Origin of the sequence: Acidithiobacillus thiooxidans ATCC 19377, from assembly GCF_009662475.1 — a bacterium.
GTDB classification, from domain to species: Bacteria; Pseudomonadota; Gammaproteobacteria; order Acidithiobacillales; family Acidithiobacillaceae; genus Acidithiobacillus; species Acidithiobacillus thiooxidans.
In genome coordinates, this window is record NZ_CP045571.1 from 1,821,399 (window position 1) to 1,834,111 (window position 12,713).

Sequence of the window (12,713 nt, forward strand, 5' to 3'; positions counted from 1 at the left end):
GACTCAGTTTCCGCAGGGATGCGCAGACAATTTTTGCGGAGGATTGTTTTGCAGGGAAACATGCACGGTAACGGGCATTCCGAGACGCAGCTGATGCCGGGGGTTACAGGCATAAACCCGCACCCGGTAGACCAGTTCGGTGCGCAATTCGGTGGTTTGCACGGTCTTGGGCGTAAATTCTGCGGTGGGTGAAATGAAACCCACCCAGCCGGAAAAGGTTTTGCCGGGGAAAGAATCACTTTGAATATTCGCTTTCATGCCCAGGCGAACTTGACCCAGTGCCTTTTCGGGCAGGTAGGCACGCACCCAAACCGGATTATCCAGTGCCAGGGTAAACACCGGCGTCTGCGGAGAAACCATATCGCCCGGCTCCAGAATGCGGTCCTGGACCACGCCGGTATCGGGCGCATAGAGGCGCGTATCCACCAGCTCACGCTGCGCTAAAGATAAGGCCGCTTTATCCGCCTGCAGCACCTGGCGCGCTGCCGCAATGTCTTCCTTACGCGGGCCTTTAATCGCCAGAGACAGGGCCTGTTGGGCATGTTCGGCATTGGCGCGGGCCGTCTTCAGGGCAGCCGCCGCGTTATCGGCGCTTTGTCGGGAAACATATTGCTGGGCGGCAAGGGACTCCTGGCGTTTCCAGGTACTTTCAGCGTTGACCATGGTCGCTTGGGCAGCGGCAACCTGGGCGCGAGCTTCGGCAATTTCTTCGGGACGGGAACCGGCCAGCAGGCGCGCCAATACCTGTTGTTGCGCAGCCACCGCAGCGCTGGCTTTGTCTACCGCATCCTGAAAACGCACGGGATCAATTTCTGCCAGTAACTGGCCTTTTTTGACCCGATCGCCCTCCTGGACCAGGAGATCGAGCAGCCGGCCATTATCATCAAAGGCTGCCTGCACCTGACGGATATCGACATTCCCATAAACGGTTACCTGATCGCTGGGTGCAGCCGGTCGGGTTTGCCAATAGGCGACTGCGCCTGCAATGGCCAGAGCCACTACCGCAACAATGATCAGCTTTTTTTTCTGGATAGCCATGCGTTGAATACTCCTCGGCTGAGGTGTTATGGGGTGACGTTCCTGACCAACAAGGCATTGATAGCCTGTAAATCCGCCATATTGATTTGTCCGGAGGCCGCCTTGAGCTGCACCCGGGCAATTACCTGATTGTAGAAAGCGACGTTGTAGTCCTGCTCGGCCCGCACGTAGTCGGTGGCGGTGTGCAGCAGGTCGATGATGGAGCGGGTGCCCACTTCATAGCCCTTGCGCGTTCCTTCCAGGGATAGTTTGGCAGAGTCCACGGTTTCTTTGGCGGCCTTGAGCTGCGCCACACTGTTTTTCAGATTGAGAAAAGCAGTTTGGGTGTTCAGGGTGACGTCATCGCGCACATTGGCAACATGATCCACACTGGCTACGGTTTGCGCCTGGGCTTTTTGCACGGAGGCGGAAATGTTACCGCCTTCATACAGGGGGACCGACAAGTTCAGGCTGACGCCGGCCTGATTCATGACCAGCCCCGGAAAGGGATTCCCGAGGGCATGCTGGGCTACACCCTGCAGGTTGACCACCGGCCAGCGCGCGCGCTGATGGTATTGGACTTCCTGCTGGGCGGTGTGGAGCTGGGCCTGGGCCTGGTGCATCAGCGGCTGATCCTGAACAGCACTGTGCACCCAGCTCTGCATATCATCAGGCTGCGGACCCAGGGCCCGATAATGGCCTAAAGGTTCCAGCACGCCGATGGGATGATGGGTCAGGCGCTGAAACTGTTTCTCGGCGATCGCCACCCCGTTGCTGGCTTTGATGAGATCGGCTTCGGCGGCATCAACCCGGGCTTGGGCTTCACGCACGGCGATAATGTCTCCCGTGCCTATTTTCAGGGTGGCTTCGGTTTGCTGATAAATGCTCTCCAGCAACGATTTCTGCTTTTTCGCCACCCGTTCCTGGGCCTGGGCTTCCAGCACCCCGAAATAGGCCGTGGCGACCTGCAGGGCGAGCTGCTGTTCGGTGTAGGTCAGGCCGGCAGCGCTGGCCTGTATGCGCGAGTCTGCCTGTTTCAGCGCCGTCCAGGCCTGGCCGTTGAATACGGATTGGGTGATATTGACGCTGTAGCTGTCGGACAAATAGGCGCGATTAATATCGATATTGCCAAAGCCGGTAATGTCGGCGGTATTGAAGCCCACCGCTGCACCAACCCCCACATGGGGCAGCAAGGCTGAACGCGCCAGGGGCTTGTCCTGCATTTGTGCGGCCAGTTCGGCGCGGGCCTGGGCCAGTACCGGGTCGGTATGGTAGGCCTGCTGGTAGGCGTCAATCAGGTTTTCTGCCCAGGCAGGGCTTGTACTCAGAAAACAGGTCACCACAAGGGAGGACCAGAAAATGCGACTAAGGCCCATTATTATGCCCTTATTAAGATAAGTGGGTGCCAAAATAGCGGATCTGCATATTTCCGTCAAACCATTATCCGGCGCAATAACACAACATGGGCGTTGCTTATTGCGCCGGTCAGTCAGCCTGCCAAAACCAGTCTGCGAATAAGATAAAAGGGCTCGACCGGCCCCACCGGCCCGGCAGCCTCATGATGTGCCACTGTAACCCGCAGCCCGGCGTACAAGGTCACAGCGCCCTCAAGTCCCTGAAATGCTTCTTTGCTCCAGTGTCTGGTCGATAAGTTCATGCTAAGGCTCCTGTTTGGATGGCAAATAATTATTCAAGCCCGGTCAGAGCATCGAAAATCGGTTCGGCGTCACCAATCATTTTAGTTGCCATGGCAAAGCGTACAATGCGTACCGTCTCCAGAACCTTATCCTTGGGAATGCCCTGCAGAGCAATCTTGTCAGACATTGCCCGGACACAAGCCGGGCTGCTGCCCGCCAGTGCAGCTGCAAGGTAGACCAGAACGCGCGTCTGTTCATCAAGAGCGCCCTCCTGAGGCATGGCATACATGCGTGAGCGCATGTGCTCCTGAATCAGGCTTTCATCCACCACCGTGGATTTCTCGATAGCAGCCGGCACACGGCCCATGCCGGCACGCATTTTGGCCAATAATTCGTGGGCAGTGGGGGTCGTTGTGTTACTCATGATGCACTCTCCTTTTGACAAGTCGTTAAAACGTATGGGTCCTGTATAGGAAGACGGACCAGCCCTGAAAAGGATGCACATTTGTTACTGATAAAGACGGAACGATGATTCGAGGCATGGCTCAAGGCAGTGCCGCGACCTTGGCCCAGCCGGTTCAGGACGGCTTTTTGTGAGGGAGATGACAACAGACCTGACCCGAATCTGCATCAAACCGTACTTCACAGACGGTCATTAAAGCCGCACGCAGGCGCAACCGGGCACGCAATAACCGGGATTTGGCGGCAGCTAAACTGAGCCCATGGGATAGGGCATAGGCTTTTTGGGTCATCCCCTGCAATTCACAACAGGTGAGGATATCGCGGTCAGCCGTTTCGAGAAGGGTGAATACATGTGGCAAACAGTCGGCCAGCGAATCCACGGCAGGGACTTCTGCAACCGGTTCTGCAAGTTCTTCTGGAAGATCAACATAGTCGCGCTGACTGCGGAAGTTGTCCGTCAGCACATGGCGGGCTACGGTGAATAACCAGGCCCGGGGCTCGCGCAATTCACAAAACCTGCGACCTTCATGCAGCGCTTTAAGAAACACCAACTGCAGCAGGTCGGCAGACAAATCATCATCTCCCAGACGATGCCGTAGAAAACCGAATATTTCTGCCTGGTGCATTTTCCAGGCATGGGTGACGCAGGTTTCCAATGGTTTCAGGGCATGATTCATGGCCGCTATCATAAGCGTCTGAGCGCGTGCCTCACAAGAAAACTATAAACTGATTGAAACTCGGTTTTCAGATGAATTACATTTTTAAGTGAATACTCCACCGGCTTTTAGCCGGTGGAGTATTCACAACCCATCAATGCATACCGCTGGCAATTTTTCGTAGCGACGCGCGCTGAACCATAATGCGCTGACCGGATTCACGCAGATATCCGTGTCTCTTGAAATCCGCCATGACTCTCGAAACATGTGCAGAAGAAAGCCCGAGATAACCGGCAATTTCTTTACGTGCCATAGGGAAAGGGACCCAGGCACCATCGGGGAACACGCCGCACCAGTGGTATAAAAATGCCGCCAGGCAGGCATCGGCCTTCCCTGCTCCCACTTCCACAATATGGAATTCAGACTCTTCCAGTGCTCTCTGCCATCGCTCCAGCAATGCCCTTCGCACGTGGGGGAGGTCTTCTGACAAACGGTTTAATTCCGATATATCCAGCAAACATAAATCAGCGGCATCTAATGTTGTGGCGGTATGCGGATAACGGGGATGTGAATGATTCAAGCCCTCAAATCCCAACAGATCGCCATGACGCAATAGCCGAACAATTTTTTCCACCCCATGAAGCGGTGATTCCAGACTGAGTTTGATGACACCAGACCGCAAGGTAAACGCATGGCGGGCGCTTTCGCCCTGATGGTAAAGCACTTCTCCAGCAGGCAGATGAATATCCTGTACGGTCATCCCCAGATTGTCTAATTCTTGCACAGTGAGCCCTGCAAAAATGCTCAACTGGCGCATGGGACAAAGCTGACAATCTGACTGGCCCGTCAGATGCCATGACGCTGAATGCATGAGATACTCCTGTTAGGCGATGCTGTCGGCATCCTCCAATTCCCAGAGCGGGATCTGGTTATCAGAGGCATCGGTTACCCAACGTCGCGCATAAATGCTGCGTTGGGTAACCAGCTCATTCAGAATACTCTGAATACGGTTCATCGTCAGGTGCAGGGTACAAGCCATCTCTATGGTTGTCATGGGTCCGCCACGCAGGCAGTTCAGAATACGATTCGTGTCTTGCATTATGAGGATATCTCCCGATGTCGTGTCAGGTTGTGCGCCATCCTGTATGCGCTGGTATGAAAGTCCCTCCATGGCATTCAGCTCGTGTACAGCACGGGATAAGCTGCCCGGTTTGCCTTTTTGTGCAGCAGATTTTGCCGAAAAATGTGAAAGAAGCGCTGACAACGCGATAATTCCTGCTCCATCAGCAAGCTATGATCGGACACCTTTTTTTGCGACTGGTTATCCAACACCTGCTCTTCATTCAGGGTGGAGAGTTCTGCGCGTAGCGCATACCATTGTTCATTGACCAGATCGTGGCGTGTTTCCAGTACATCGAGAATATCCAGAATGGCATGGTCATCGAGCTGCGCTTCGGGTTCGCCCTGAACCGTTAAAGAAGATCTGATTTTCATAAATCACTCCATGAATAGTTTCCGCCTGTTATACAGGAACTCGGGAAAAGGCAGCGAAAAGCCTGCCCTTCCCTTCCGGTTTTAATGACCGCCGTAACTGGCCATTTTTGTGGTGCGACCCCGAAACACCCAGATTTGATAAGCGTTGTACATGATCATGATGGGTACAAACCCGGTCATGAATAAGGTAAACACGGCAATGGAGTTGGCCGGATTGGCGGCCGCCTGGATGGTCCAGGTTTCCGGAACAATGTAGGGAAACATCGTAGCCCACATGGCAAACCACAGGAGAACCACCACCCCTTCACCCCACAGCAGGGCGGCTAAGTCTTTTTGCATGGAGTGGTTCATCATGGATTTAAAGGCAAAGAACAGAACTACCAAGAGCCAGATGGCCCATACCCACCAATAAGGGCCAGTCCATTTTGCCGCTGCCCAGGGGAATATGGCATAGGACCATACCAGCGTGACGACAATGGCCGCTAAGGCCAGGTAGGAAAAAAGGGTGGTCCAGCGCTGTGCCTTGACGTTGATCGGATCGCCTTTTTCAAAGCGTGCACTCAGGTAAAGACCGCCGGCCAGTCCGGCCGCGATGACCGCGCCAAAACCGGTGAAGATACTGAAAGGAGTCAGAAAAGAGAGGGCCGTCCCGGTAAAATGGGGAACGGGCGAATTCACAAACAGGCCCGGAGCCCCTTTGGCCATGGCCTCACCGGCCTTCATGGGGAAGCCCTGCAAGGTCGCCCCCAAAGCCACACCTGCCCCGAAAGGCGCCATAAAACTCCCGACGGCAAAGGCCCAACCCCAAAAGCGCTTGCTTCCGGTTGCGTGGACATGAAACTCAAAGGCTACAGCCCGCGAAATGACGCCCCATAAAGCGAACATCAAAGGAATCATCAGATAGTTGAAGGCCGATCCATACACCAGCGGAAAAGCACCGAACAGCACGCCGCCGGCAACAACCAGCCAGGTTTCATTGCCATCCCACATACCGGCCATGGAAGCCATAATGGCGCCCCGCTCCTGCTCATCGGGAGAAAAAAGCGCAAACACCCCGGCGCCGAGATCGGCACCGTCCAGGGCAATGAAGAAAAGAAACAGTAGACTGAGTAACAGCCACCACCACGTCGTTAGAGTGGTAGCGATTCTGGCGAGATCAAACATATTGTATTACTCCTTGAATCGAAATCCCGAAAAACCACGCTTAATGGGTTTTCCCAAAGGTCGGTTTGGCAAAGGTCGGTTTCGCCAATCCACCACCGGCGTGTTCCTGATCAGCATGCTGCTCTGGCGCACCCGGTAAAGGACTTTCCAGATCCGGTCCCTTGCGGATCACGCGGGAGAAGAAATACCAGGCACCGGCCCAGACGGTCAGTTCAAAAACGCCATATCCGAGAAACCAGACGATTTCCTGGCCAAGCCCCATGTGACTGGTGCCCTCATAGGTGCGCATGAGGTTATAAACTACCCAGGGTTGACGCCCTACTTCGCGGGTCCACCAGCCGGTCCAGACGGCCAGATACGGTAAAAAAGCACTAAAGACCATGGCCCGCAAAAACCAGGGGCGTTTACGCAATCCCTCCACCGTCAGTTGGCCGCGCAGGATGAGCATGGTGCCCCACAACGCCATAAAGAACAGGAAAAAGCCGATAGCGACCATGATCCGGAAGGAATAGAAAGGGACCCAGACATCGGGGCGATCCTTGGCCGGGAACTGATCCAGACCGGGAACCACGCCATTCAGGGTATGGGTTTCCAGCAGGCTTAACACATGGGGAATACGGATTGAAAACAGACTTCCATCATTGGCAGCATTGGGAATGGCAATCAGATTCCAGGAAGTGTTCGGCTTACCATCCGGTAAATAAGTGTGATAATGCCCTTCCATGGCGGCCAGTGTGGTCGGTTCGCTATGGGCCACATCGACCCCCAGACTGTCGCCTAACCAGATTTGTATTGGTGTCGCGATCAATAAAGCCAGAATGGCGGGTTTCAGCATCTTGACGAACAAATCGGCGTGACGATTCTTGAGAATAAACCAGGCACTGGTCCCGGCCAGTACAAAAAAGCCCAGGATCATGGTAGCCACCCACATATGCGGGAAACCCCATTCATTACTTTCATTGAAAATGGCACTCCACCAATTGGTCACCTGAAACAGACCGTCTTTCAGCACGACACCATCAGGAGTCTGCATCCAGCCATTGGCCACCAGAATCCAGTAGGCCGACAAACTGGAAGCAAACGCCACGTTAAAGGTAGAGAACAAATGCATACCTTTGCCGATCTTGTTCCAACCAAACACCATGAGGCCAATGAAGCCGGCTTCATACATAAAGGCGGTAATGGTTTCAAAGCCCAGAATATTCCCGAAGAAGGGACCCACGGCCTGAGAAAACGGGCCATAGAGAATGCCGAAGGCCATTTCCATGGTGACACCGGTAGCCACACCGGCGCCGAAATTGACAATAAAGATTTTTTCAAAAAAGCGCTCCAGACGGTACCATCGTTCGTCTCCAGAACGCAGCCAGGCTACCTCCAATCCGAAAAGAATCCATGACACCCCGATAGTTAGGGGCGTCCATAGGATGTGCATGGAGGTAATCCAGGCAAAATCCAGCCGACTCAGAAGAATCGGCAAAGTATTTTCTACGAGCATGATAAACTCCTCGCTTTAATAGCGGCGTTAAAAAATGGCAAACATATTACCGAATCTATAACAGCAATAAATGTGCCAGTTATCCGCTCTATAATTAATCAGTATGTTGCGTTTTAAAAATGATTTTTCGCAAAAAAATAATGGGAGATACAACCGGTTCATGTGGTTCGTATAAACCAATTTATTCTTGCAAGCAGAAAAAATGACAATTAACAAAGGAATCGAAATCATGACCAGAAATGGAATGCGCCCTATTCATCCGGGCGAAGTATTACGTGAGGAGTTTTTGGCCCCGCTGAAAATGACACCACATACATTGGCTATGGCATTGCGGGTGCCGTCACCACGTATCCATGAGATCATTCGTGAGCGTCGGGCAGTTTCACCAGATACGGCATTGCGTTTGTCCCGCTACTTTCAGACCAGTCCGGAATTCTGGTTGGGACTACAAGTTGCTTACGATCTGCGGAAAACGGAAAACGGGGTGGGCGCCACCATTGCCCGCGAAGTACAGCCCAGACAACAAGTGGCATAAGCGCCCAGTTTAAGCCTAGAAACCTTTTATTGATCGTCGATATTGCTGATACTGATTGCAGAGGGTGATTTACAACAGGTTGCGTGCAGCCTTGCCGATACCTTCGGCGGACATTGGATGCTGATCGGCAAATCGCGCCAGGTCATAGGCCGTCATTCCGCCCGCAATGGCCGTACCCACCTGTCCAATCAGGCTGCCTGCATCAATCCCCACAATCCATGCCCCGCGAATCCGCAAACTGCCGGGCTCAAAAAAGAGCCGGATTTCGCCATCCAGACGTTCCAGAATCTGCGCTCTGGAGTCCTCTGAAAAGGCATAGCGGGCTTCCAGCAAAGATCCAGGAGAGACCTTGGCCGGTGTCAGGCCGATGTAGGCTGCTGCCGGCAAGGTGAATATCGTTGTCGGCACATGGTCAAAATCCGCATAATCCGTAGGAACGTTCCCCGCCAGAATATTGTGGCCTGCCACCAGAGACTGACGCACTGCTGCGTGAAAAAGTGGTACCCGTCCATTGACATCCCCTGCTGCATAAATATGCGGAAAGCGGGTTTGCAGGCTGGGGCCCACCTGAATACCATGATGATCAAACGCAATGCCCAGGGCTTCTGCACCCTCTGGAATGACCGGACGACGCCCCACGGCGAGCAGGACGGCATCGACCTCCTGATTTTGTTCCTTGCCGTCCTCAAGCCAGACAACACGACGACCACTGCCTGTATTCTCAACGCGTTGCACCTCTACATTGGTGCGAAGTTCAAGCCCTTTGGGTAGTAAAGGCAGCAGCAGGTTGACCATGCCTGGATCCATGCCATTCAGGATTTGTGCGCCTTTTTGCAGCAAGGTAACTTCCGTACCCAAGGCAGCAAAAAATGTCGCTGTTTCCAGCCCTATGTAGCCACCGCCGATAACCAGCAGTTTTTCGGGCAAAGCCCGCATGGCTGGCGAAGGTTTATAAAGATCATGACTGGTCAGGCACCATTCAGCACCGGGCAAGGGCGGAATGAACACGTCCGAGCCACTGGCGATCAGGATATGCCGGGCATGATAGGTATCCGTTCCCGCATCTGAATCTACTTTCACCGTATGGGGATCTAACAGGCGCGCTACGCCCTTAATCAAGCGGATAAGAGGTTCTGCGGCCAGTTCCGCTGCGTGCTGGGCATAACGCCGCTCCTGAATGGCATCTTTATGCTGCATCAGGGCGGCAAAATCCACGTGCAGATTGCCGCCCAGTCCGTAGGGCTGAAAACGCTGGGCATCCTGGTAAAAAGCGGCTGTTTCCCGAACCGCCTTGGAAGGAACACAACCTTCATACAGACAGTTACCACTCATGACCCCCTTCGGATCGACCATGAGTACCTTCTTTCCAGCTTTTGCCAGACGAAAAGCGGCCGGATAGGCGGCGCCACCTGCACCTACGCATAACAAATCCACTTCCTGAACAGTCATTTTGCAGCCCTCCACGTTGAATCCAATCCTGCAAAGCCTAGCACAAGCAAACAAAAGAAACAGGCAGATATGAATATATCATTAAAATTCATGATGATTCTTTCACCTTGTCTATACTCATGGTCACGAATATGGCGAAGTCAGATTGCCCGAACGAATCTTGTGCTATCTTATATTAGGATATTGAGATTTGAATTGTGAGCTGGTCAGATTTTTTCTGTAGAGAATTTTCATAAAGGGAGACCGTCGCATGCAACCGGTTGATGCAAAAAGTTTTGAAAGCCTGGATTTGAATGCCAGCTTTCAGGCTCTGGAAAGTAGCGATAAAGGTTTAAGCAGCAGTGAAGCCAGTACCCGCCTGGCGCAATTTGGCAGCAACCTGTTGGAAGAAAAAGAAACTCCGCTCTGGCGTAGATTAATTTCCTATTTTTGGGCACCCATTCCCTGGATGATAGAGGTTGCGGCCGTTTTATCGGCCATCAACGGCGACTGGAAGAGCTTTTTTGTCATTTTTGCCATGCTGCTCATCAACGGTGGCATTGGTTTTTGGGAAGAAAAAGGTGCCAATGACGCCCTCAAGGCGCTGAAAAATCAACTGGCGCTCAAAGCGCGGGTCTTGCGCGATCAGCAATGGCAAAGCATTGACGCAGCGCAACTGGTGCCGGGTGACGTCGTTCGTCTGCGCTTGGGGGATATTCTACCGGCGGATATCAAACTCATTTCCGGTGATTATCTGTCCGTGGATCAGTCTGCCCTGACGGGCGAGTCCTTACCGGTGAACAAAAAATCCGGAGACGTGGCCTACTCAGGAAATATTGCCAAGCAGGGTGAAATGCTGGGGCTGGTCTATGAAACCGGCTCTGCAACTTTTTTCGGACGTACGGCGAGTCTGGTGCAAAAAGCCGTACTTAATATCGGTAACTTTTTAATTGTTCTGGCTCTATCCCTTTCGTTATTGCTGATTGTTGTAGAATTAGTCCGTGGCTTGCCGTTTTTGACCCTGCTGACTTTTGTCCTGGTTGTGGTAGTGGCTTCCATTCCGGTCGCCATGCCGGCGGTATTGTCCGTCACCATGGCTCTGGGGGCTCTGGCCCTATCGCGCATGAAGGCCATTGTTTCCAAATTGACTTCCATTGAGGAAATGGCCGGGGTGGATATTCTCTGCTCGGATAAAACTGGAACCTTAACCCAAAACAAGATCACCCTGGGGGAAAGCGCCCTGTTTGCCGCGCAGAATGAACAGGAACTCATTCTTGCGGCGGCCTTGGCCAGTAAGGCGGAAGACGCGGACGCCATTGATAATGCCGTGCTTGCCGGACTTCCCGATCGCGACAAAACCCTCGCGGCTTTCACTCAGGACAAATTCATTCCTTTTGATCCCATCTCCAAGCGTACGGAAGGGCAACTTCACGGAAGCGACGGGAAAAAGTTTCGGGTGAGCAAAGGGGCGCCTCAAGTTCTCATTGAAATGGCCAAACTGGCTGATGCTGAACGTGCCAAGGCCGAAAAAGTGGTGGAGGATGCCGCCGCCAAGGGGTTTCGTACGCTGGGCGTGGTCCGTTCCGACGATGATGCGCAGAACTGGCGTTTTCTCGGGATTCTTTCGTTGCTGGATCCGCCCCGGGTCGATTCCAAGCAGACCATTATGGAAGCGCAGGAACATGGTATTGAAGTCAAGATGGTGACGGGTGATCATCAGGCCATTGCCAGTGAAATTGCCGGTCAATTGAACCTGGGCACGCATATTCTGACCGTGGATGACCGGCTCTCGAAATTTGCCGAGGGCGGGGTACTTCCCCAGGCACTGGGCGATGAAATTGAACACTCCGATGGCTTTGCCCAGGTGTTTCCTGAACATAAATATGCCATTGTCAAAGCCCTGCAGCAACGCGGGCATATTGTCGCCATGACCGGCGATGGCGTGAATGATGCGCCGGCGCTCAAACAGGCCGATGTGGGGATTGCTGTGTCGGGTGCCACCGACGCGGCACGCGGTGCTGCCGCCCTGATTCTGACAGCCCCGGGCCTGAATGTGATCGTCAAGGCCGTCGAGGAGGCGCGACGCATTTTTGAGCGGATGACCAGTTATACGGTTTATCGCATCGCCATGACGCTGGATATTCTGTTTTTTGTGGTCATTGCCATGCTGATTTTCAACTCTTATCCGTTGACTGCCATCATGGTGGTTCTGCTTTCCCTGCTCGATGATATTCCCATCATGACCATTGCCTGGGACCATACCGCCGTACAGAAATCCCCCGTTCATTGGGAAATGCCGAGAGTGCTGAGTCTGTCTTCAGCCATGGGGCTTCTGGCTTTTGCGGGGACCTTTGGGCTTTATCTCCTTACCCGCTTTGTGTTTCATATTCCTCTGCCGGAAGCACAAAGCATCATGTTCCTGCAGCTGATTGCCGGGGGACATCTCATGTTGTTCCTGACCCGGGTGCGCGGGCCTTTCTGGCGCCCCCCTACCCTGCGCCCATTCTCCTGCTGGCCATCCTGGGCACCCAGATTGTCGGCGTGGCGATTGTCGGTTTTGGCTGGCTGATGACGGCGGTGCCCTGGACGACCATTGGCCTGGTATGGGCATACAACGTAGTGTGGATGCTGCTGGCCGACTTTGCCAAGTTGGGCATTCACCGCCTGATGGATCATGAGGCAGCCCACCAGAGTCGGTTTTTGCGCACTCTCAATCATTCTCTGCATCCCGCCCTGACACAGCTGGAACGGGATGGTGCCGGCTTTCAACGAAACATTCGGCAGGCTTTTACCCATTTTATGAGAGGTGGAGATTCAAAATAATG

At 53.5% G+C, this 12,713-nt stretch carries 14 protein-coding genes; 3 read left to right on the plus strand and 11 right to left on the minus strand.

Going from position 1 to position 12,713, the window contains the following annotated elements; all coding sequences use genetic code 11:
• Positions 1 to 3: 3 nt before the first annotated feature.
• The 10 genes from GCD22_RS09650 to GCD22_RS09695 form a co-directional block, all read right to left on the minus strand.
• Positions 4 to 1,038, minus strand: a complete 1,035-nt coding sequence (locus tag GCD22_RS09650; RefSeq protein ID WP_024894554.1) for an HlyD family secretion protein — start codon at positions 1,036 to 1,038, stop codon at positions 4 to 6.
• 26 nt (positions 1,039 to 1,064) lie between these two features.
• Positions 1,065 to 2,393: a TolC family outer membrane protein gene (locus GCD22_RS09655; RefSeq protein ID WP_153940762.1), complete on the minus strand. Its 1,329-nt coding sequence runs from the start codon at positions 2,391 to 2,393 to the stop codon at positions 1,065 to 1,067.
• A gap of 113 nt (positions 2,394 to 2,506) precedes the next feature.
• Entirely contained in the window at positions 2,507 to 2,674 is a 168-nt protein-coding gene (locus tag GCD22_RS09660; RefSeq protein WP_153940763.1) for a hypothetical protein, read from the minus strand.
• A gap of 29 nt (positions 2,675 to 2,703) precedes the next feature.
• Positions 2,704 to 3,078, minus strand: a complete 375-nt coding sequence (locus tag GCD22_RS09665; protein WP_024894582.1) for a carboxymuconolactone decarboxylase family protein — start codon at positions 3,076 to 3,078, stop codon at positions 2,704 to 2,706.
• Positions 3,079 to 3,232: 154 nt separating this feature from the next.
• Complete coding sequence (locus GCD22_RS09670) at positions 3,233 to 3,793, minus strand: sigma-70 family RNA polymerase sigma factor (protein ID WP_031570097.1); 561 nt, start codon at positions 3,791 to 3,793, stop codon at positions 3,233 to 3,235.
• A gap of 133 nt (positions 3,794 to 3,926) precedes the next feature.
• Positions 3,927 to 4,643 (minus strand): Crp/Fnr family transcriptional regulator, encoded by a 717-nt coding sequence (locus GCD22_RS09675; protein ID WP_140391070.1) that lies wholly within the window; start codon positions 4,641 to 4,643, stop codon positions 3,927 to 3,929.
• Positions 4,644 to 4,655: 12 nt separating this feature from the next.
• Positions 4,656 to 4,871, minus strand: coding sequence for a hypothetical protein (locus tag GCD22_RS09680; protein WP_031570094.1), 216 nt, complete (start codon positions 4,869 to 4,871; stop codon positions 4,656 to 4,658).
• 77 nt (positions 4,872 to 4,948) lie between these two features.
• On the minus strand, positions 4,949 to 5,266 hold the full coding sequence (locus GCD22_RS09685; RefSeq protein ID WP_031570093.1) for a hypothetical protein: 318 nt from the start codon (positions 5,264 to 5,266) through the stop codon (positions 4,949 to 4,951).
• Positions 5,267 to 5,347: 81 nt separating this feature from the next.
• Positions 5,348 to 6,430 carry a cytochrome d ubiquinol oxidase subunit II gene (locus GCD22_RS09690; RefSeq protein WP_031570091.1) on the minus strand — a complete coding sequence of 361 codons (1,083 nt, stop codon included), beginning with the start codon at positions 6,428 to 6,430 and terminating at the stop codon, positions 5,348 to 5,350.
• Positions 6,431 to 6,470: 40 nt separating this feature from the next.
• Positions 6,471 to 7,925, minus strand: coding sequence for a cytochrome ubiquinol oxidase subunit I (locus tag GCD22_RS09695; protein WP_024894587.1), 1,455 nt, complete (start codon positions 7,923 to 7,925; stop codon positions 6,471 to 6,473).
• A 229-nt stretch (positions 7,926 to 8,154) separates the two neighbouring features.
• Here GCD22_RS09695 and GCD22_RS09700 point away from each other — a divergent pair, with 229 nt between their 5' ends.
• Positions 8,155 to 8,460: a HigA family addiction module antitoxin gene (locus GCD22_RS09700; RefSeq protein WP_031570084.1), complete on the plus strand. Its 306-nt coding sequence runs from the start codon at positions 8,155 to 8,157 to the stop codon at positions 8,458 to 8,460.
• 69 nt (positions 8,461 to 8,529) lie between these two features.
• Here the strand turns inward: GCD22_RS09700 and GCD22_RS09705 are convergent, their stop codons facing one another.
• Positions 8,530 to 9,909 carry a dihydrolipoyl dehydrogenase gene (locus GCD22_RS09705; protein ID WP_031570082.1) on the minus strand — a complete coding sequence of 460 codons (1,380 nt, stop codon included), beginning with the start codon at positions 9,907 to 9,909 and terminating at the stop codon, positions 8,530 to 8,532.
• Between the two features lie 250 nt (positions 9,910 to 10,159).
• On the opposite strand from GCD22_RS09705, the gene GCD22_RS09710 reads away from it, so the two are divergent.
• Together GCD22_RS09710 and GCD22_RS18525 are read left to right on the plus strand one after the other, a co-directional pair.
• Positions 10,160 to 12,457, plus strand: a complete 2,298-nt coding sequence (locus GCD22_RS09710) for a plasma-membrane proton-efflux P-type ATPase (RefSeq protein ID WP_226859394.1) — start codon at positions 10,160 to 10,162, stop codon at positions 12,455 to 12,457.
• The gene (locus GCD22_RS18525; protein WP_226859395.1) at positions 12,430 to 12,711 is read left to right on the plus strand and encodes a hypothetical protein; all 282 of its coding nucleotides are present in this window, start codon (positions 12,430 to 12,432) and stop codon (positions 12,709 to 12,711) included. Before GCD22_RS09710 ends, GCD22_RS18525 begins: the two co-directional genes overlap by 28 nt.
• Positions 12,712 to 12,713: the final 2 nt, after the last annotated feature.